The 18,587-nt window shown below is 70.6% G+C and carries 17 protein-coding genes; 9 read left to right on the forward strand and 8 right to left on the reverse strand.

Annotated elements, in window-relative coordinates; all coding sequences use genetic code 11:
• Positions 1–10 precede the first annotated feature (10 nt).
• The 3 genes from HHL11_RS33090 to HHL11_RS33100 all read right to left on the reverse strand — a co-directional run bounded on the left by HHL11_RS33090 (position 11) and on the right by HHL11_RS33100 (position 3,514).
• Positions 11–1,426 (reverse strand): efflux transporter outer membrane subunit, encoded by a 1,416-nt coding sequence (locus HHL11_RS33090; protein ID WP_169422911.1) that lies wholly within the window; start codon positions 1,424–1,426, stop codon positions 11–13.
• Positions 1,427–1,446: 20 nt separating this feature from the next.
• Positions 1,447–1,932, reverse strand: a complete 486-nt coding sequence (locus HHL11_RS33095) for a MarR family winged helix-turn-helix transcriptional regulator (protein WP_240980537.1) — start codon at positions 1,930–1,932, stop codon at positions 1,447–1,449.
• A gap of 76 nt (positions 1,933–2,008) precedes the next feature.
• Complete coding sequence (locus HHL11_RS33100) at positions 2,009–3,514, reverse strand: class I adenylate-forming enzyme family protein (protein WP_169422912.1); 1,506 nt, start codon at positions 3,512–3,514, stop codon at positions 2,009–2,011.
• Positions 3,515–3,648: 134 nt separating this feature from the next.
• On the opposite strand from HHL11_RS33100, the gene HHL11_RS33105 reads away from it, so the two are divergent.
• Together HHL11_RS33105 and HHL11_RS33110 are read left to right on the forward strand one after the other, a co-directional pair.
• The gene (locus HHL11_RS33105; RefSeq protein WP_169422913.1) at positions 3,649–3,990 is read left to right on the forward strand and encodes a hypothetical protein; all 342 of its coding nucleotides are present in this window, start codon (positions 3,649–3,651) and stop codon (positions 3,988–3,990) included.
• 7 nt (positions 3,991–3,997) lie between these two features.
• Positions 3,998–5,713 carry a RecQ family ATP-dependent DNA helicase gene (locus HHL11_RS33110; RefSeq protein WP_169422914.1) on the forward strand — a complete coding sequence of 572 codons (1,716 nt, stop codon included), beginning with the start codon at positions 3,998–4,000 and terminating at the stop codon, positions 5,711–5,713.
• A gap of 64 nt (positions 5,714–5,777) precedes the next feature.
• Here HHL11_RS33110 and HHL11_RS33115 read toward each other — a convergent pair whose 3' ends face one another.
• Genes HHL11_RS33115 through HHL11_RS33125 form a run of 3 tightly spaced genes read right to left on the reverse strand, consistent with a single transcriptional unit; the run spans position 5,778 to position 9,163 of the window.
• Positions 5,778–7,211: an SH3 domain-containing protein gene (locus tag HHL11_RS33115; protein WP_169422915.1), complete on the reverse strand. Its 1,434-nt coding sequence runs from the start codon at positions 7,209–7,211 to the stop codon at positions 5,778–5,780.
• Positions 7,212–7,213: 2 nt separating this feature from the next.
• Entirely contained in the window at positions 7,214–8,488 is a 1,275-nt protein-coding gene (locus HHL11_RS33120) for an SPFH domain-containing protein (RefSeq protein ID WP_169422916.1), read from the reverse strand.
• A gap of 33 nt (positions 8,489–8,521) precedes the next feature.
• Positions 8,522–9,163: a hypothetical protein gene (locus HHL11_RS33125; RefSeq protein WP_169422917.1), complete on the reverse strand. Its 642-nt coding sequence runs from the start codon at positions 9,161–9,163 to the stop codon at positions 8,522–8,524.
• Between the two features lie 144 nt (positions 9,164–9,307).
• Between HHL11_RS33125 and HHL11_RS33130 the strand changes: the two genes are divergently transcribed.
• From HHL11_RS33130 to HHL11_RS33150, 5 genes are all read left to right on the forward strand, one after another.
• Positions 9,308–10,009 (forward strand): response regulator, encoded by a 702-nt coding sequence (locus tag HHL11_RS33130; RefSeq protein ID WP_169422918.1) that lies wholly within the window; start codon positions 9,308–9,310, stop codon positions 10,007–10,009.
• Entirely contained in the window at positions 10,006–12,090 is a 2,085-nt protein-coding gene (locus HHL11_RS33135) for a sensor histidine kinase (protein ID WP_169422919.1), read from the forward strand. Before HHL11_RS33130 ends, HHL11_RS33135 begins: the two co-directional genes overlap by 4 nt.
• A 157-nt stretch (positions 12,091–12,247) precedes the next feature.
• Positions 12,248–13,333 carry a D-alanyl-D-alanine carboxypeptidase family protein gene (locus tag HHL11_RS33140; protein WP_169422920.1) on the forward strand — a complete coding sequence of 362 codons (1,086 nt, stop codon included), beginning with the start codon at positions 12,248–12,250 and terminating at the stop codon, positions 13,331–13,333.
• The gene (locus HHL11_RS33145; RefSeq protein WP_169422921.1) at positions 13,305–13,949 is read left to right on the forward strand and encodes a D-Ala-D-Ala carboxypeptidase family metallohydrolase; all 645 of its coding nucleotides are present in this window, start codon (positions 13,305–13,307) and stop codon (positions 13,947–13,949) included. The genes HHL11_RS33140 and HHL11_RS33145 overlap by 29 nt, the downstream gene beginning before the upstream one ends.
• A gap of 59 nt (positions 13,950–14,008) precedes the next feature.
• Entirely contained in the window at positions 14,009–15,367 is a 1,359-nt protein-coding gene (locus tag HHL11_RS33150; protein WP_205964810.1) for a methyl-accepting chemotaxis protein, read from the forward strand.
• Here HHL11_RS33150 and HHL11_RS33155 read toward each other — a convergent pair.
• Entirely contained in the window at positions 15,364–15,864 is a 501-nt protein-coding gene (locus HHL11_RS33155; protein WP_169422922.1) for a pyridoxamine 5'-phosphate oxidase family protein, read from the reverse strand. The genes HHL11_RS33150 and HHL11_RS33155 overlap by 4 nt on opposite strands.
• A 113-nt stretch (positions 15,865–15,977) precedes the next feature.
• Here HHL11_RS33155 and HHL11_RS33160 point away from each other — a divergent pair, with 113 nt between their 5' ends.
• On the forward strand, positions 15,978–16,619 hold the full coding sequence (locus HHL11_RS33160; RefSeq protein ID WP_169422923.1) for a glutathione S-transferase family protein: 642 nt from the start codon (positions 15,978–15,980) through the stop codon (positions 16,617–16,619).
• A gap of 3 nt (positions 16,620–16,622) precedes the next feature.
• Here HHL11_RS33160 and HHL11_RS33165 read toward each other — a convergent pair whose 3' ends face one another.
• The gene (locus HHL11_RS33165) at positions 16,623–17,432 is read right to left on the reverse strand and encodes a LysR family transcriptional regulator (RefSeq protein ID WP_240980538.1); all 810 of its coding nucleotides are present in this window, start codon (positions 17,430–17,432) and stop codon (positions 16,623–16,625) included.
• A gap of 180 nt (positions 17,433–17,612) precedes the next feature.
• Between HHL11_RS33165 and HHL11_RS33170 the strand changes: the two genes are divergently transcribed.
• A complete protein-coding gene (locus tag HHL11_RS33170; RefSeq protein WP_169422924.1) occupies positions 17,613–18,584 on the forward strand; it encodes a Bug family tripartite tricarboxylate transporter substrate binding protein in 972 nt (323 codons plus the stop codon).
• The last annotated feature ends 3 nt before the right edge of the window (positions 18,585–18,587 follow it).

Raw genomic sequence — 18,587 nt, forward strand, 5'->3', positions numbered from 1 at the left:
TCCGGATTCTTCAGTGGGCGGCGACGGCGGTGTCGGCGGCGGGCTGGTAGCCGCCGCCGAGGGCGCGATAGAGGGACACGCGGGCATCGAGCGCGCGGGCGGCGAGGTCGACGCCCAGGCGGCGCTGCTGCAGCACCGTGGTTTCGGCGCTGAGCACGTTCAGGTAGGTGCCCAGGCCGGCCTTGTAGCGCTGCACGGCGATGTCGTAGGCGCCTTCGGCCGCGGCTTCAGCCTGCTTCTGCTCGACCTGCTGGCGGGCGACCGATTGCACGGCGGCAATGGCGTCGCCGGATTCGTGGATGGCGTCCAGCACAGCGCCGTTGTAGCTCTCGATGGCGACGTCCAGGTCCGCCGTCTTGCCCTTGAGGTTGGCGCGCAGGCGGCCGCCGTCGAAGATCGGCAGGCGGATGGCGGGACCGAAGCCCCATTGCTCGCTGCCCATGTCCAGCAGCTTGCCCAGGCCCAGGCTGTTCAGGCCGATGAAGCCGACCAGGTTGATGTTGGGATAGAACTGCGCCTTCGCGTTCTTGATGTCCTCGCCCGCGGCTTCGACGCGCCAGCGCGCGGCGGCGATGTCGGGCCGGCGGCCCAGCAGGTCGGCGGGCAGCGCACTCAGCGCCGGCGCGGTGGGAATGGCGTGCAGCGCGGGCACGCCGCCGACGGCGGGCACGTCGTCGCGGCCGACCAGCGCGGCCAGCGCGTTGTGCGCGACCTGGGCCTGCTCCTGCAGGGCCTCGATCTGCTGGCGCGCTTCCGGCAGGCCGCCTTCGGCCTGGCGCAGTTCCAGGTTGGTGTCCAGGCCGGCCTGCAGGCGCTGCTGCACCAGCTTCAGCTGCTGGTCACGCTGCTCCAGCGTGCGATGGGCGACGGCCAGCTGCTCCTGCACGCGCACCAGCTGGAAGTAGCTGCGGGCGACGTTGCTGGCCAGCAGGATGCGGGCGGCGGCGACGTCGGCCTCGGAAGCGCGGGCGGCGCCCAGCGCGGCCTGCAGCGCCGCCTTGTTCTTGCCGAAGAAGTCCAGCTCCCAGCTGCCATTGAGCTGCAGCGTGCCGGTGTCCTTGATGGAGCCGGCGAGCGGCGCCGGGTACAGGCCGTGCTCGGTGAAGCGCTGCCGCATCGCGTCGGCCTGGCCGGTGAGCTGCGGCGAATCCGCCGAGCGCGCCGACTCGATCGTGGACTGCGCGCGGCGCAGGCGCGCCTGGGCCACGCCGAGGTTCGGGTTGCCGGCGAGGGCTTCATCGACCAGGGCGTCCAGGCGCGCGTCGCCGAACTCCTTCCACCAATCCGGGGCCAGCGTGGCCACGGAAGCGGAAGAGGCGTGGGGAACAGCGGCGTCGCGCAGCTTGGCCTGCGGTTCGATGCCGGAGAAGTTGGCGCAGCCGGCCAGCACGAGGGCGGCGGCAAGGCCTGTCAGGAGGGGCTTCATTGTTGGTTTCCGTTTTCTTGTTACTGGCGGGCCAGCGCGTTGTCCAGGACGCGGCGCAGCAGCCCACGCAGTTGCTCCCATTCCGCGACGCTGAGCGGCTGCAGCATCTGGTTCTGCACGGCGCACAGCACCGCGGGGATCTGCTTGGCGGTGTCACGCCCTTCGGAGGTGAGCTCCAGGTTGACCACGCGGCGGTCGGAGGATGAGCGCACGCGCGTCACCAGGCCCTTGGCTTCCAGGCGGTCCAGCAGGCGCGTCATGGCGCCGGCATCGAGCTGGCATTCACGCGCCAGTTCGGCCACCGTGGAGGCCTCGCCCCAGTGCAGCTTGAGCAGCGGCACCCATTGGGCGTGGGTCAGGCCGCGCGGTTCCAGCGCCTGGTCGATCTCGCAAGCGGCCACGTTGAGGATGCGACGCATCAAATAGGCGGCGCTGTCCTCCGGCTTGTAGTCTTCCGGGCGGTAGAACACCTTGTCGGCGGCGTTGCTGGGAGGTCGGGCACTCATGGATAACCCGAATAATAGTTGCCTAGGCAAATATTGTCAAGGCTACCTCTGCCGGGGCAACTATCCCGGTGTGGTTTCAGGACCTCAGGTAGAACTGGCGCAGTTCGCGCTTCAGGACCTTGCCGATGTCGCTGCGCGGCAGCTCGGCCAGGAAACGCAGGTCCGCCAGCCGCTGGGTCTTGCCCAGGCGGGCGTTGGCCCAGTCACGCAGTTCGGGCGCGGCGGGAGCGCCATCGTGGGGGACCACGAAGGCCACGGGCGTCTCGCCCCAGGTTTCCGACGGCACGCCCACCACCGCGGCCTCGGCCACCGCGGGGTGGCCCCGCAGCACCGCTTCCAGGTCGCTGGGGTAGATGTTGAAGCCGCCGCTGATCACCATGTCCTTGCGCCGGTCCATCAAGGTGAGGAAGCCGTCGGCGTCGAAGCGGCCGACGTCGCCGGTGCGGATGAAGCGCTTGCCCCCGGCGTCGTGCCACTCGGCTTCGCGCGTCTTGCCCGGCTGGTTCTGGTAGCCGACCATCATCGCGCCCGAATTCCCCACCACCTCGCCGACCTCGCCCGCCGGCAGCACCTGCCCGGCCTCGTCGATGAGCCGGATGTCGTGGCCTTCGGCCGGCTTGCCGACGGTGTGCAGCTTGTCCGGGAACTTGTGGGCTTCCAGGACGCAGGTGCCGCCGCCCTCGGTCATGCCGTAGTACTCCACCAGCCCGCCGGGCCAGCGCGCCAGCACGTCGGCCTTCAGGGCCGCCGCAAAAGGCGCGCTGGTGCAGAACTTCATGCGGAAGGCGCCGAGGTCATGCCGGTCGAAATCGGGCAGCGCCATCAGCCGCTGGTACTGCACCGGCACCAGCATGGCGTGGGTGGCCCGCTCGCGCTGGGCCAGACGCAGGTAGGCGGCCGGGTCGAAGCGGCCTTCGGTCAGCACGACGCGGCCGCCCTTGGCCAGGCAGGGAAAGACGGCGACCAGCGTGGTGTTGGAGCACAGCGAGGTCGCGACCAGCGCCACCGCGTCGGCGTCGTAGCCGTAGTTCTCGGCCCGGGCCACATGGGCCCAGCGCATGCGGTGCGGCTGCACGATGCCCTTGGGCGTCCCCGTGGTGCCGGACGAATAGATGATGTTGAAGGCCCAGTCCGGCTGCACAGCCACCGGACGAGGCCGGCTGCCGGCCGGCGCCAGCCAGGCCCGCAGCGCATCCGGGTCCTCCATGCCGATGCGCGGCGCGCGGGTGGCGAAGTCAGGCACGCTGGCGTCGGTGAAGAAGACCCGGGCGCCGCTGTCTTCGACCATGCCGGCCAGCTGCTGCGGCAGCGCCGTGTTCGGCAGCGGCGCCACGGCCGCGCCGGCGCGCAGGCCTCCCAGGAACAGCACCAGGTAGTCGATCGAATTGGCGCCGCAGATGGCGATGCTGTCGCGCGGCCGCACGCCGTCGCGCTGCAGGGTCGCGGCCACGCGGTCCACGGCCGCGTCCAGGCTGGCCCAGTCCAGGCTGCGTCCGCCTTGCTGCACAGCTACCTGCCGCGGCCACGCCCGGGCGTGTGCCGCGACGAGCTGCGCGATGGCGCGGAAGGCAGGGGCATTCATCTTGCTGGTCTCCTCTGGCGCCGACTGTACAGGCCGGCGCTGGGCGGCGTCCGACACCGCGGCGGTGCGGGCTCCGACCTTGCACGACAGGGCGCCGCCGCAAACTAGTTAACGAACAACGCGAAGGAGATCCCATGGCCTACAGCAGCATCATGGGCGCGGACACCGCGCCCACCAACCCCGCCGGCCGCGATTCCGACCTGCTGGGCCCGAGCGACAACTCGGACAGCGGCAGCGACACCGTGGGCAGCAGCGAAGCCCATGAAGACAGCGACGCCGCCGGCACCGGCGAGCGCGCCAACGTGGCGGGTCGCGACGGCCGCGAAGGCGGCGACATCCTGCCCGACAAGGTGGTGAACCTGGCGGACGATGAAGGCTTCCCGGAAGCCGACCCGGATGCGATGGAGATGACCGACCTGGACAGCGACGAGGCCCAGGCGCTCGCCGACCAGGACGAATCCGACCCGCAGACCTGAGCGGCGCATGGCCGCCCCCCGGAGGAGGACCCCGCAAGCCGCGCCGCGGCAGGTGCGCACGGTGCTGCGCGACACCTTCGGGCTGTCGCGCCTGCGCCCTGGCCAGGCCACGGTGATCGAGCGCGTGCTCGCCGGCCTGCCCACGCTGGCCGTGATGCCCACCGGCGCCGGCAAGTCGCTGTGCTACCAGCTGCCGGCGCTGCTGCTGCCCGGTCGCACCGTGGTCGTGTCGCCGCTCATCGCCCTGATGAAGGACCAGTGCGAGTCGCTGCGCGCCTTGGGCATCCCCGCCGTGCAGGTGAACAGCGCCGTCGACAGCGAAGAGGCGCGGGCGGCCGAAGAAGCCGTGGCGGACGGCAGCGCCCGCATCATCATGACCACGCCCGAGCGGCTGGCGGAACCCGCCTTCCTGGACATGGTGCTGACCCACCCGGTCAGCCTGCTGGCCGTGGACGAGGCACACTGCATCTCGCAATGGGGCCACGACTTCCGCCCGGCCTTCCTGGAGATCGCGCACGCGCTGCCGCGCCTGGGAAAGCCCGTGGTGCTGGCGCTCACCGCGACCGCCACCGAGGAGATCGCCCAGGACATCTGCAAGCAGCTGCGCATCCCCGCCGCCGGCCTGGTGAACACCAGCGCCTACCGGCCCAACCTGGACCTGCGCGTCGTCCCGGTGGCCAGGGAAGCCGACAAGCTGGCGCAGGCGCTGAAGCTGGTGCGCGGCACCAGCGGCTCGGGCATCGTCTACACGGCCACCGTGAAGGCGGCGCAAGCGGTGCACGAGGCGCTGCTCGCCGCCGATGAATCGACGGGGCTGTACCACGGCAAGCTGTCGACGCCGGACCGGCATGCGGCGCAGGAGGCCTTCATGTCCGGCGAACGCCGCGTGATGGTGGCGACCAATGCCTTCGGGCTCGGCATCGACAAGCCGGACATCCGCTTCGTGCTGCACTACCAGCTGCCGGCGACCTTGGAGGCCTACTACCAGGAAGCCGGCCGCGCCGGGCGCGACGGCCAGCTGGCGCGCTGCACCTTGCTGTTCCTGCGCGGCGACAAGGCGATCCAGCAGTTCTTCATGGCCGGCCGCTATCCCGGCGAGGAGGACGCGGCCGCCGTGCTGCAGACCCTGCGCGCCCCGCCGCCGCAAGGCGTGTCCGCGTGGACGCTGCCGCTGCTGCAGGCGCGCGTGGCGCGCGCCCGCGCCAAGCTGCAGGTGGCGCTGGGCCTGCTGCGCAAGGACAGGATCGTCGGCCAGGCCAGGGATGGCTCGCTGCGCCTGCTGAAAGCCCAGGCCGGCGGCGCGCGCATGCGCGAGCTGACCGAGACCTATGGCCGCAAGCGCGACCTGGACCGCGAGGCGCTGGAACGCATGGTGTTCTACGCGCAGACCGGCCAGTGCCGATGGCGCGTGCTGCTGGAGCACCTGGAAGGCGGCGCGCCCTTCGAGCGCTGCGAACACTGCGACAACTGCCGCCGCATCGCCGCGCATGAAGCCGTGGTGGAAGACTTGCTGCGCCGCGCGCCGGTCGTGGAGGAAGCCGAAGAAGAAGACACGTCACCCGTGTTCACGCGCGGCGACGTGGTGGAAGTGAAGCGCTATGGCCGCGGCGTGGTGGAGGAAGCCAACGCGACGCAGGTGACGGTGGCTTTCGCGGACCGCAGCCGGCGGAGCTTCTTGCCGGAGTATGTGAAGCGGGCGCGGCGCCAGGCGGCGGCGCTGTGATCTGCTTGCCAACAACGACGCTGTAGGCTGGGTTCGCGAGCAAGGCGAGCGACCCCAGTGTTCCTCACCGCACAGCCACCGACATCTTCCGCCACGACGGATCCGCCCACCGCTGGAACTGCCCCAGCGAGTTGGCGTCCCCGCCCTGCTTCTGCGCCACCAGGCTGTCCAGCGACACCACCTCGAAGCTGCGCCGGTACTTCCCTTCCCCGCGCGCCTCCCGCGCCAGCAGCAATTGCTGCCCACCCGGCACCCAACCCGCGAATTCCGCGTAGCCCAGCTCCGGTTGCAGGCTTGCCGGCGGCAAGACATCGATAGCCCACTTCCCGCGCTGCTGGCGGAACACCCACAGCTCGCGCCAGCCGTCGATGGGTTGCACCGCCAGCGCCAGCGCGTTGCCCTCGCGGTTGAGGCTGGCCGACTGCGTCCATACCAGCGCATAAGTGCAGCGGCGCGCCAGCGGATTCGCCGCATCGTGCTTCGCGTCGACCAGCAGCACGCAGGTCTCGCCGGGCTGCCCTCGCTCCGTGGCGATGCTCGCCCGCGCCGTCAACGGCGCATCCGACGGCCGCGCCACTGCCGCCCAGCGCGAAGCGTTCACGCGCATCGCTGCGTCGTTGTACGCGGCGGCGTCTTCCTCCAGCAGTTCGCCTCGCTGCACCCGCGCCAGTTCGACGATCGCGCGCTGCGCCTGCCCTTCGCCGCCACCGTCGATACGCGCCTGCTCGTAAGCCAGTGTGGCGAACACGCTGGCCCGCCGCAGCGCCAGCTTGTTCTGCAGCCAGGCGGGCAGGGCCGCGGCGTCCACGTGTTCCAGCACCTGCGCCCGCCATAAGTTCACCTCGTGCCGCTGCAGCGGCTGCAGGGCCGGGTCCAGGCATTCGGGCTTGGTCAGCGCCAGCGCTGCATGCGCCTTCTGCTGCGGTTGGGAGGCCGGCAGCGCCAGCACGCGGCGGAAAGCCTCGCCGTCATAGCAGACGCGCATGCGACCCTGCTGCTCGTAGCTGGCGAACTTGACGCCGTAGCGGCCCGCCACGTCCAGGTGCGCCGTGAGCGCCGCCTGCCCCTGCTTGCTGGCCGCGCCGGTGGTGGCGCGCTGCGCCAGCCGCTCGGCGAAGGTGCCCAGCACGTCCAGCACTTCGCTGCCTTCCGGGCCACGCACCGATTCAGCCGGCGCGGCCTGCAGCCAGGCGGCGGCGATGGCGATGCCCAGCGACTCCGCGCCGGGCGCCTCGCGCATGAAGCGCAGCACCGCCAGCAGCTCCGGCGCTTCGGCCGGTGCCAGCGCCAGCCGCTTCACCTGCGTCGCCTTGACGTAGCCGCCACGTTCATGTGCATGGTCCCAGACCTGCAGGTAGTCGAGGCGTTCGCCGCGCACTTCCAGCACCTCGCCCTGCCACAGCTGCGACTGCGGCGGGGCCGAGTCGCGCGCCGAAGCGCGCAGCGCGGCCTGGTCGGTGGTGACGATCGCGGTGAGGAGGGCAGCGGCGGCCAGCATGCTCACTGCTCCTCGGCCGACGCGGCGGCGTGCTGCACTTCGGGCTGCGGCTGCGCACCGGCGCCACCGAGCAGGTTGGCGGCCAGAAAGCTGCTGCCAGTTCCGGGCGGGGCGATGATCACCTGCACCTTGTCCGAGAGCTTGTCGGCCAACGTCTTCTGGATCAGGAGCGGATGCTTGCTGATCAGGCTGCCCTCGCGCGCCATCTGGTCGGCGTTGGCCTGGCCCACTTTCTCCATGCGGAAGGCTTCGGCCTCGGCCAGCTTGCGGCGCGCATCGGCCTCGCCGGTCGCCTCGATACGGCGAGCCTGCGCGTTGCCTTCGGCCATCTTCAGCCGCGCTTCCTTCTCGGCCTCGGCTTCCAGCCGGCGCTGCTCGATCTGGCGCTCCTTGAAGGGCAGCACGTGCTTCATCGCCTCTTCCTGGGCGCGGGCGGCGATGACCTGCTCGCGCGCCGCGGCTTCGGCGCGCACTTCGCGCTGCACCTTTTCGGCGTTCGCTTCCAGCTCCACCTGCTTCACGCGCTTGTCCTTCAGCTCCAGCGTGTACTGCATCTTCTGCGTTTCCAGTTCCTCGGCCAGCAGGTTCTCCATGCCGCGCTTGTAGTCGGCCGGCAGGTCCACCTTGCCCACCTGCACGCCGCGCAGCAGCACGCCGTCGGCGGCCAGCTTGCCACGCAGTTCGGTTTCCAGCGCCTGCTGGATCTCCACGCGCCTGGTGGAGAAGATCTCGCGCACCGTATAGCGGGCAAAGACCTTGTAGGCGATGCCCTGCACCGCGGGCTCGACGACCTCCGCGCCCAGGTCGGGCGGCAGGTTGCGCGCCGTCGTGGTGACCTTGGACGGATCGAGCGCGTAGCGCACCGCGAGGTCGACGCCGACCGACAGCCCTTCCACCGACTGCACCGGCGCCTGGCCGGAGGCACTGGACATCTGCAGCGGCTTGTAGACGCGGTCGCGCAGCGAGAACACCTGGGCCTGGTGCACGCCGGGCAGCACCAGCACCGAGCCGTCGCGCCATTGCACCACCTGGCCCGTGAGCTGGTTGGTGCGCACGCCGACCTCGCCGGGGCCTGCGCCCTGCACCGGGGCGTGCTTCCACAGCACCCAGCCGGTGGCACCGACGACGGCGATGGCGATCGCCGCCCCTCGGACCTGCGCGAAGCGCTGCTGCGCGCCTTCGGCGGTCAGCGGGTCCGGCGCGCCGCGGTGGCGGCGCAGGGTGCGCGCCACGGCAAGGCGGGCGGCGCGGGCGATGGTCTTCAGCTTGGCGAGCATGGTGTTCTCCGTGGGGGGACTTCGGTCGTGGGTTCAGCCGTCAAGGCTGGCAAAGAGTTCGGCGGCCGGCAGGTTGGCGCCCGGCACGGCGCGCGAGGACAGCAGCAGGTAGCCGGCGCCATCGACCTGCACCAGGAAGTCGGGCAGGTTGTCGCCATCGAGATCGGCGACCAGGCGCACCGCGGTCGTGGTGGCGTCGAACGGGCCGAGCACGTAGCTGTAGGTGTGGCCGCCGTAGGCGATGGTGTATTGCATGCCCTTGACGACGTTCTCGACGCGCAGCGCGAAGCGCTGGCCCTTGAAGGTGAGCTCGTAGTCCTGGCCCAGCTCCGGCAGCTGCAACGCCGAGGGCGCGAAGTACGTCGGCCGCACGCCTTCCGCAAGCGGCGCGCCGGGCAGGTGCAGGTACAGGGCGTCCGCCGGCGCGGCGGCGACATCGGCCGGGCGGACGGCGCGCACTTCCAGCGCCCGCTGCTGCGGCACCAGGCGATACCAGCCGTCCTGCGGCCAGGGCTCGGCACCGGCGCGCTGCACCTCCTGCTGCCAGGTGCCGGATTCGACGATGTAGCCTTCCTGCAGGCTGCCCGCCCACAGCGAGGCGGCGGCAAGGCCGGCGGCGGCCAGCAGGGCGAGGTCGCGCAGGGCGCGGAGCGTGGTGTCGGGCCTGGTTTGCATCGCGTTTCTCCTTCGTGCTTGACGTGTGGAGGCCATTCTTCGGAGCGCGCCGGGAGGGAACAATGCAGCCGCGGGGCGGCTTCGTTCACGCCCCGGAAGAAATCTTCACGAGGGCCTGCGAAGGCGCAGCCGATAATCCGCGCCATGACCCGCGTCGCCGTCATCGAGGACGATCACCCCACCAGCAACCAGCTGGCCGGCTGGATCCGCGCCGCCCGGCCGGACCTCACCATCGACCAGTGGTTCACCCGCGACGAGGCGGAAGCCGCGCTGGCCCGCGAGGCCTACGACGTGGTGCTGCTGGACATCGAACTGGGCCGCGAACGCCATGCCGGCGTCGCCCTGATCAACGAGATCAACAAGCAGGGCACGGGCGTGCCGGTGCTGGTGGTCAGCGCCATGCCGGCGGCCATCTACCGCAGCATCATGAAGGCGCTGGACGCCTGGGATTACCTGCAGAAGACCACCTTCGAGGAGGCCGATTTCATCGAGACCTTCCTCGAGATCCTGCGGGTGGCGCGCGAGCGCAAGGCGCAGCGCGGCGCCACCGCGGCACAGGCCGGCGAGCTGGCGCTGGACCCGCTGTGGCAGCGCACGCCCACCTGGCGCGGCGAACGCATCAACCTGCCGCTGACGGCGCAGCGCATCCTGGCCACGCTGTACCAGCGCCAGGGTGAAGTCGTTTCCTACGAGGACCTGTTCGACGTGGTGAAGAGCGGGCGCAACCGCGACAACGTGCGCAAGCACGTCAGCACCATCCGCGACGCCTTCCGCGAAGTGGACGCCGCTTTCGACGGCATCGAGAACGTGCCCATGCGCGGCTTCCGCTGGGTCGCCCGGCGATGAAGCTGGGGCTGCCCGAGCTGCTGGAGGTGCCGCGGCTCGGCATCGCCTCCTTCCGCCGGCGGCTGCTGTTCCGCGGCGTGTTCCTGCTGCTGGCGCTGGCGACCATCGCCTTCGCCGTGCTGCTGTTGCAGGACGAGAAGGAACGCAGCTACCGCAGCTACCAGCAGAACTTCCGGCAGTCGCAGGCGGAGCTGATGGCGCGGCTGCGCCAGCCCGCCGGCCAGCTCGCGCTGATGAACACCAGGGCCGTCGAAGTGGCCACGCCCCTGCGGCCGCTGGTGCTGCCCTACCCCGCGCTGGACCTGGACGACCCCAGCAAGGCGCAACAGGCCGTGGAGCAGGCCGGCTGCGCCGTGGTCTACCCCGACGACAGCTCGCTGTGCGCCGCGGTAGGCAGCAACCCCTACACCGGCAGCTGGCTCTACCTGGTGGGCGGCTTCTCCGCCGGCGAACTGGCCTGGCGCGACCCCGGCATCCTCGACCTGCAGTCGGTGCACCGCATGCGCATCCGCGTCGAAATGCGCGGCGAGCTCATGACCTGGGTCGCGCCCTTCGAGCAGCTGTCGCTGCGCGGCGAGCCGCTGGTGCGCGGCCGGCTCACCGCCTTCGCGACGACGGGCGAAGCGCCGCTGGCCGACGACGACAAGCCGGTGCGCGACTTCCGCGGCTGGCTGTGGCAAAGCGCCACCTGCTCCGCCGGCGGCGAGCTGCCCGATTGCCCGCGCCGCGTGTCCTATGCGATCCGGCTGCCGGTGGAAGCTTTCCGCGACGCGCTGACGGCCCGCCACCCACAGTGGCCGCCGCCGGACCTGGACCACATCCGCGTGCACGTGCAGGTGCTGGGCCCCGGCGACACGCCACCGCTGTTCGACAGCAATGCGCCGGGCGCGCTGGCGCCGGCCTCGCTGTCGGATCTCGCGCGCCCGCTGCAGCCCGGCGAAGTGCTGACGCTCACGCGCCAGGGCGAGACCAGCGAACCGCCGCTGGTGCTGAAGGCGCGCGACGATGCGGCCGCCCGCACCTCGCCGCTGATCCTGCGCCTGATCGACCAACTGCCGGTCACGGAGAAGCCGGCGCCGCTGCAAGGCAAGGACCTCATCGCGACGCCGCTGGCCAGCTACGAGGCGCGCTTCACCGGCGACGCCCGTGGCATCGACCGCAGCCTGGGCGTGATCGCCACGCGGCTGTCCTGGTACGTGGCCGCGATGCTGGGCGCGATCGTCGTCGCGTGGCTGGTCATCGAAATCGGCCTGATCCGGCGCATCGCCGTGCTGACCCGGCGCGCCGCCGCGGTGTCGCACAACATGCAGAAGGAGCCGACCTGGGACGCGCGCATCGGCCAGCTCGATGTGTCCGACCTGCGCGGCTCCGACGAGCTGGGCATCCTGGCCGGCGGCCTGTCGGACCTGATGCAACGGGTGAAGAGCGACGTGCAGCGCGAGCAGCTGCGGGCCCAGCGCGAGCGCGACACCTTGCAGGCGGTGGGCCACGAGATCCTGTCGCCGCTGCAGTCGCTGATGGTGCTGCACCCCGACGCCGGCGACCCGGCGCACCGCTACGTCCAGCGCATGCAGCAGGCCGTGCGCGTCCTGTACGGCCAGGCTTCACCGAGCGAAGCACTGGCGGCGGCGGAGCTGGAACTGGCGCCGCTGGACCTGGACCGCTTCCTGCAGCACGTGGCCGACAACGCCCAGTTCGCCGAGATCGCCGGCGTGCGCTATGCCGGCGGCGGCCAGCCGGTGATGGTGCGCGCCGACGAATTCCCGCTGGAGGACGCGGTCACGCACATCCTGCGCAACGCGGACCGGCACCGCAACCCGGGCACGCCGATCACGCTGAGCCTGGCGCGGCAGGAGGGCTTCGCGGTGATCGGGATCCACAACGCCGGCGCGATGATCGCGCCCGAGCGGCTGGAGGCCATCTTCGACTACGGCGTCAGCGATGCCGCCCCTGGCTCATCGCACCGCGGCCAGGGCCTGTTCGTGGCCCGGACCTACATGGCCAAGATGGGCGGCAGCGTGCGCGCGGTCAATGCGGACGAGGGCGTGCGCTTCGAGCTGTCTCTTCCGTTGGCTGCATAAACCTCCGTTGTAGTCCTGCACCCCTGGCGCGGCGACCGCTGGCGCAAGCGGCGGAATCAGACTACACGAGCTGCCTCCCTTCTCCAGCGTGGCCGCGCTCGTGCTTCGCCAGAATGTCTGCAGCCCAGAGAAGGCTGCACCAGGGAGCGACTTGCCGATGCGCCATTCCGACCGAACCTTGCGAACCGGCCTCACCGCCGCGGCGCTCGCCGCGCTCATTGCGGTGGCCGTCGTCTGCGTGCGCACGACCTTCGACCTGCCGCACAACGGGCCGCCGCAGGGCCGCGCGACCGCGACCGGCCCGGTGGCACCGGCGCCCGCGCCCGACACCGAGGTCGCCACGGCGGAGCCACCCGCGCCGCCCGGAGTCGAGGTCGTGCCGGAAGCCGAGTCGCCGCCGCCCATCACGATCCGGCAGTCGGCCGGCCACGCCGCCGGCCTCAACAAGGTCAAGGATCCGCTGCGGCTGTCGGCCAGCGCCGCCTATGCGATCGACGCCGACACCGGCCAGGTGCTGGTGCAGAAGAACGAGGACGCGATCCTGCCCATCGCTTCGCTCACCAAGATGATGACGGGCCTGCTCACGGTCGAAGCGAAGCTGCCGATGGACGAAGTGATCACCATCACGCAGGAAGACGTGGACACCGAGCTGCACAGCCGCTCGCGCCTGCGCGTGGGCACCACGCTGACGCGCGTCGAGGCCTTGCACCTGGCGCTGATGTCCAGCGAGAACCGCGCGGCACACGCGCTGGGCCGCACCTTCCCCGGCGGCCTCGCCCAGTTCGTCAACGCGATGAACACGCGCGCACGCCAGCTCGGGATGAAGAGCACGACCTACGTGGAACCGACCGGGCTCTCGCACCAGAACCAGTCGACCGCGCACGACCTCGCGCTGCTGGCGCTGACCGCGTCCAGGCAGCCGCTGCTGCGCGAGTTCACCACCACCAAGAGCCTGCAGGTGGCGTTTGGCGGCCGCAAGCTCCTGTACAACAACTCCAACCGGCTGGTGAAGAACCCGAAGTGGGACGTCGAGTTCCAGAAGACCGGCTACATCATCGAAGCGGGCATGTGCATGACGGTGAAGTCGCGCATGGGCGGACACGACGTCGTGATGGTCCTGCTGGATTCCGGCGACAAGCGCAGCCGCCTCGACGACGCCGAGCGGGTGAAACGCTGGGTGGGTGCGCAATCAGGTGGCAACGACACCCTGGCCGATGGCAGGACCACACCGCGCCACAGTTGAAGGCGGTGGCAGCCGGCGGCTGGCCTGCCTGGCCACGCTGCTGCTCGCGTGCGGCTGCAGCGCCGCGGCCGTGCCCGATGACAACCGCACCGAAGCCATGTTCCTGCAGTGGCTGCCGATGCAGCGCGCGGAGGTGGCCGCCTTCGAGGCCTACCTGGCGCAGCAGCAGGTGCTGGACGTCTCGCCCACCTGGCAGCTGCTGCGCACGGCGTCGATGTGGAAGGAATGCCAGGCCGCGCCCTTCCAGGTCCCGCCGCGCGCGGAATGGCCGGAGGCCGCCCGCGTCCTGGCACTGCTGCAGGAGCTGCGGCGGACCAAGGTGCTCGGCCCGTTCTCGGTGGTCTCGGCCTACCGCGACCCGGCGCTGAACCGCTGCGCCGGCGGGGCCAGGCACAGCTCGCACATGCAGTTCGCGGTGGACCTGGTGCTGCTGGCGCCCGGCGACGACCAGAAGCTGTGCGACTTCTTCCGCCAGAGCGGCCAAGGCTGGAACATGGGCCTGAGCCGTTACCCCAGCGGGCGCATCCACGTGGACCGCACCGGCTTCCGAACCTGGGGCGCGGACTACACCAGCCGCACCAGCTTCTGCCGCCAGTTGGCACAGAAACGACCTTAAGTCCCCGGGTTTACCCGCAGTTTTGCGGAGTTCTTCACGCCATCTACTCCATTCGGGGGATGGCGCACCAAGACCGTGCCACAGTGGGGCGAGGCGACGACCGCCTGCTGGATGTCCCGATGCTGCGCAATATCTCCGTGATCACCAAGCTCAACGCCTTGCTGGGCCTGGTGTTCGCCGCCCTGCTGGCCCTGGGCGGCTGGGGGCTGCTGGCGCAGGAACGCGCGCAGGTGCAGGCCCGCGCGGTATTGCAAGCGGCCGCCGACCACGGCGCGGCGCACGACTGGGCGCAGCAGGAGGCCTCCCGCCTCGAGCGCCAGCAGGAAGCCGATCGCAACGAAGCCCTGCGGCTGGCAGGCGGCTTCATCCTCATCGCCGGTGTGCTGGCCGTGGTGCTGCGGCTCACCATCCGCGATGGCATCCTGCGCAACATCCGCGCCGCGGCTCGCGTGATCGGCCGCGTTGCCGAGGGCGACCTGACGGCCCGCGTCGACGTCACCGCCTACGGCGAGACCCAGAAGATGCTGGACGGCCTGGAGCGCATGACGCGCGACCTGGGCACGCTGGTGAGCGGCGTGGCCCGCAGCGCGCACACGGTGGCCGACGCCAGCGCGCAGATCGCGCAGGGCAACCGCGACCTGTCGCAGCGCACCGAGGCGCAGGCCACCACGCTGGAGGAAACGGCCAGCTCGATGGAGGAACTGACCGCCACCGTGCAGCACAACGCCGAAACGGCGCACGAGGCCAACGCCCTGGCCCGCGGCGCCAGCACCGTGGCCGGCCGCGGCGGCGAAGTGGTGGGCCAGGTGGTCGCCACGATGGACGCGATCACGGCGTCCTCGCGCCGCATCAGCGAGATCATCGGCGTGATCGACGGCATCGCCTTCCAGACCAATATCCTCGCCTTGAATGCAGCGGTGGAAGCGGCGCGCGCCGGCGAACAGGGCCGCGGCTTCGCGGTGGTGGCGTCCGAGGTGCGCAACCTGGCGCAGCGCAGCGCAGAAGCGGCGCGCGAGATCAAGGCGCTGATTCACGACTCGGTGGAAAAGGTCGATGCCGGCAGCCGCCTGGTCGGCGAGGCCGGCGCCACCATGACGGAGATCGTCGGCTCGGTCCACAAGGTGGGCGAACTGATCGCCGAGATCGCGGCAGCGAGCGCGGAGCAGAGCACCGGCATCGGCCAGGTGAACAGCGCCGTCAGCGAGATGGAACAGGTGGTGCAGCAGAACGCCGCGGCGGTCGAACAGGCCGCGGCGGCGACCGATGCGCTGGCCGAGGAAGCGCGCCAGATGCGGGAGATGATCAAGCGCTTCCAGGTGGAAGAAGCTCCGGCGGTCACGCCAGCCAAGCCGGCGTTCGCGCGCATCGCCTCCCGGGCCCCCGCCGGCCTCCCCAAGGCCGGCTGGCAGCAGTACTAGCTGTTGAAGTGCAGCTCGCGGTGCTCGCCCATCTTCGGGCGGTCGCCGCCGCTGGCCGCGCGGGCCATCTTCAGCAGCTGCAGCAGCTTGTTCTCCTTGACGTTCCAGTACTCGGCTTCGTCGATGTGCACGGCGACCAGTTCCAGGTCGGGGTCCTGCGGGCCGGAGAACCAGGCCTTGTCCATGGTGTCGAACACCTCCTGCTTCTTCTGCGCGTCCTCGAGCACGCGGGCCGTGCCGCTGATGGAGACCCAGGTGTCGTCCTTGGGGTTGGCGTAGCTCAGGTTCACGTTGCCATCCAGCTGCAGCCGCTGGCCCAGCTCGGTCGACTTCGACACCAGGAAGTACAGCGTCGCGCCTTCGTCCAGCGCCTTGTTCTGGGTGGTCAGCGGGTGCGAATGCAACGTGCCGTCGGCATGGCGGTGCGACAGCATGCAGAAGCGGGTGTCCTTGACCAGGTCCCACAGGACTTCGTGGCTGGAGCGTTGTTCGGGCATGGCGGGTCCTTTCGTGTTGCAGCCATGGTCCCCGCGGCCAGGCGCGGCCGGGGTCGGGCTGGCGCCCCAGCGCTTGTGCGGGCCGGCCGACAGGCGCATGGTAGAAAGCGGCCATGTATCAACTGCACGGCTTCTGCCAATCCGGCAACACCTGGAAAGCTGCGCTGGCCCTGGACCTGCTGGGCCAGCCCTGGCAGCCCGTTTTCGTGGACTACTTCGGCGGCGCCACGCGCGACGCCGCCTGGCGCGACGGCCTCAACGAGATGGGCGAAGCGCCCGTGCTGCAGGACGGTGAGCTGCGGCTGACGCAGTCCGGCCTGATCCTGCTGCACCTGGCGCGCAAGCACGGCCGCTTCGGCGGCGAAGGCGAAGACCAGCAGCGCGAAGTGCTGCGCTGGATCCTCTACGACAACCACAAGTTCACCAGCTACTTCGCCAGCCACCGCTGGCAGCACGCTTTCGCGCCGGAGCCCACGGACCCGGCGGTGACGCAGTGGCTCAGGAGCCGCATCGACCACGCCTTCGGCCTGGTGGACAAGCATTTGCAGTCGCGCGATTTCATGGTCGGCACGGCTCCGACCGTGGCCGACTTCTCGCTGTGCGGCTACCTGTTCTTCCCGCCGGAAGAAAGCGGCTACGACGTGCGCAAGCAATACCCGGCCATCGGCCGCTGGATGCAGCGCATCGCCGTCCAGCCCGGCTTCCGCCTGCCCTACGACTGCCTGCCCGGCGAACGCATCGCGCCGCGGCGCTGAGCTTTACTTCAGCTCCGCGCGCAGCACGGCCACCAGCGCTTCGGCGGCCGGTGACAACGAGCGGCCGCGCTTGGTGACCACCGAGATGTCGCGCGAGACGACCGGCGCGGTGAGCTTGCGCACCACCAGCGCATCGCCAGCCGGCGTGCGCGCGTAGGCGGAAGGCATCAGGGCGGCGCCCAGGCCGCTGCGCACCATCCACAGCGCCGTGGATAGGAAGGTCACTTCGTTCACCACGTCCAGCTGCACGCCGGCCTGCGCCGCCGCGCCGTCGATCAGCGGGCGGATGCCGTAGCCCGGTCGCACCGTGATCAGCGCGTGGCCTTGCAGGTCGGCCCAGCGCGTGCTGCGGAGCGCCGCCAGCGGATGGTCGCGCCGGCAAACCAGCGCCAGGTGGTCGACCAGCAGCCGCTGCGTGTCGACGTCGGCGGCGGCCCGCTCCGGCGTGCCCAGCCCGAGGTCCACGTGCTCGCCGACCACGCGCGAGACGAACTGCTCCGGCGCGCAATCGTCCACCACTACCTGGATCTGCGGATGCTTCAGGCTGAAGCGCTCCAGCACCTTGGGCAGCAGGATCTCGCCCAGCGTCGGCGTGACCGCCAGCGACACGCGCCCGCGCCGCAGCGCCGACAGGTCGCGCAGCCCGGCGCCGAGTGAATCGATGTCGCGCAGGATGCGCTCGGCCACCACCACCGCCTCCTCCGCCGCCCGCGTGGGCCGCAGCGAACGTGTCGTGCGGTCGAACAGGCGCGTGCCCTGGCCTTCTTCCAGCTGCCGGATCAGGACGCTGATGGCCGACTGCGTCAACGCCATCTGCTCCGCCGCCGCACTGAGCTTGCGCAGCTGGTAGACGCGCGGAAGGCGCGCAGCTGACGCACGCTGGGCGTGAAGTGCGGACGGGCATTCATGAAGCGCCATCATAAGTGCGCAAAAAATCTTCGATTTACGAATGAATGCTTCCACGGTCCAATGGGGCGACAAGGAGACAAACCGATGCAAAGAATCGCCCGCGCCGCCCTCGCGCTGCTGGTGGCCGCCTGTGCCGCCGGCGCCAGCGCGCAGACCGACTACCCGCGCCAGCCGATCCGGCTGGTGGTGACCTTCCCGCCCGGCGGCAGCGCCGACGCCGTGGTGCGCATGCTGGTGCCGCGCCTCAACGAGAAGCTGGGCCAGGCCGTCATCGTGGACAACAAGCCGGGCGCCGGCGGCAACATCGGCCTGAGCCTGGTCGCCAAGGCGCCGGCCGACGGCTACACATTGGGCGTGGGCGCGGCTGGCGCGCTGTCCGCCAACAGCAGCCTCTATGCGCAAATGCCCTTCGACGTGCAGAAGGACTTCCGCCCGGTCGGCATGCTGGCGGGCATTCCCTTCGTGCTGGTGGGCAACCCCGCGGTGCCGGCGAAGAACGCGAAGGAGCTGATCGCGCTGGCCAAGGCGCAGCCCGGCAAGTTCTCGGTGGCGCACGGCGGCAACGGCACGGCCATGCACCTGTCGACGGCGCTGTTCGCGCAGCTGGCCGGCGTCAAGGTGGTCGAAGTGCCGTACAAGGGCTCGGGCCCGGCGGCGCTGGACGCGCTGAGCGGCCAGGTGCAGCTGGCGATGGTGGACCTGCCGGCTTCGCTGCAGCAGATCAAGGCCGGCAAGCTGGTCGCCTATGCGGTCACCAGCCCGAAGCGGCTGCCGCAACTGCCCGACGTCCCCACGATGGAAGAAGCGGGCCTGGGCGGCTACGACTCCACCGGCTGGTTCGGCGTGGTCGCACCCGCCGGCACGCCGCCGCAAGCCATCGCGAAAGTGAACGCGGCGCTGAACAACGCGCTGTCCGATCCCGTCATCCAGGAACGCATGCGCGAGCTGGGCGTGGAACCCGAGCCGGGCAAGCCGGAAGCCTTCGGCGCCTACATCCAGTCGGAAACGGCCAAGTGGGCGCGCGTGATCAAGCAGGGCAACATCAAGCTGGATTGAAGA

It is taken from the genome of Ramlibacter agri (assembly GCF_012927085.1).
GTDB lineage: Bacteria > Pseudomonadota > Gammaproteobacteria > Burkholderiales > Burkholderiaceae_C > Ramlibacter > Ramlibacter agri.

Bases quoted from the DNA above. Each gene is read 5' to 3' on its own strand.
- HHL11_RS33090 (WP_169422911.1), bottom strand. From the start codon at position 1,426: ATGAAGCCCCTCCTGACAGGCCTTGCCGCCGCCCTCGTGCTGGCCGGC.
- HHL11_RS33095 (WP_240980537.1), bottom strand. From the start codon at position 1,932: ATGAGTGCCCGACCTCCCAGCAACGCCGCCGACAAGGTGTTCTACCGC.
- HHL11_RS33100 (WP_169422912.1), bottom strand. From the start codon at position 3,514: ATGAATGCCCCTGCCTTCCGCGCCATCGCGCAGCTCGTCGCGGCACAC.
- HHL11_RS33105 (WP_169422913.1), top strand. From the start codon at position 3,649: ATGGCCTACAGCAGCATCATGGGCGCGGACACCGCGCCCACCAACCCC.
- HHL11_RS33110 (WP_169422914.1), top strand. From the start codon at position 3,998: ATGGCCGCCCCCCGGAGGAGGACCCCGCAAGCCGCGCCGCGGCAGGTG.
- HHL11_RS33115 (WP_169422915.1), bottom strand. From the start codon at position 7,211: ATGCTGGCCGCCGCTGCCCTCCTCACCGCGATCGTCACCACCGACCAG.
- HHL11_RS33120 (WP_169422916.1), bottom strand. From the start codon at position 8,488: ATGCTCGCCAAGCTGAAGACCATCGCCCGCGCCGCCCGCCTTGCCGTG.
- HHL11_RS33125 (WP_169422917.1), bottom strand. From the start codon at position 9,163: ATGCAAACCAGGCCCGACACCACGCTCCGCGCCCTGCGCGACCTCGCC.
- HHL11_RS33130 (WP_169422918.1), top strand. From the start codon at position 9,308: ATGACCCGCGTCGCCGTCATCGAGGACGATCACCCCACCAGCAACCAG.
- HHL11_RS33135 (WP_169422919.1), top strand. From the start codon at position 10,006: ATGAAGCTGGGGCTGCCCGAGCTGCTGGAGGTGCCGCGGCTCGGCATC.
- HHL11_RS33140 (WP_169422920.1), top strand. From the start codon at position 12,248: ATGCGCCATTCCGACCGAACCTTGCGAACCGGCCTCACCGCCGCGGCG.
- HHL11_RS33145 (WP_169422921.1), top strand. From the start codon at position 13,305: ATGGCAGGACCACACCGCGCCACAGTTGAAGGCGGTGGCAGCCGGCGG.
- HHL11_RS33150 (WP_205964810.1), top strand. From the start codon at position 14,009: ATGGCGCACCAAGACCGTGCCACAGTGGGGCGAGGCGACGACCGCCTG.
- HHL11_RS33155 (WP_169422922.1), bottom strand. From the start codon at position 15,864: ATGCCCGAACAACGCTCCAGCCACGAAGTCCTGTGGGACCTGGTCAAG.
- HHL11_RS33160 (WP_169422923.1), top strand. From the start codon at position 15,978: ATGTATCAACTGCACGGCTTCTGCCAATCCGGCAACACCTGGAAAGCT.
- HHL11_RS33165 (WP_240980538.1), bottom strand. From the start codon at position 17,432: ATGGCGTTGACGCAGTCGGCCATCAGCGTCCTGATCCGGCAGCTGGAA.
- HHL11_RS33170 (WP_169422924.1), top strand. From the start codon at position 17,613: ATGCAAAGAATCGCCCGCGCCGCCCTCGCGCTGCTGGTGGCCGCCTGT.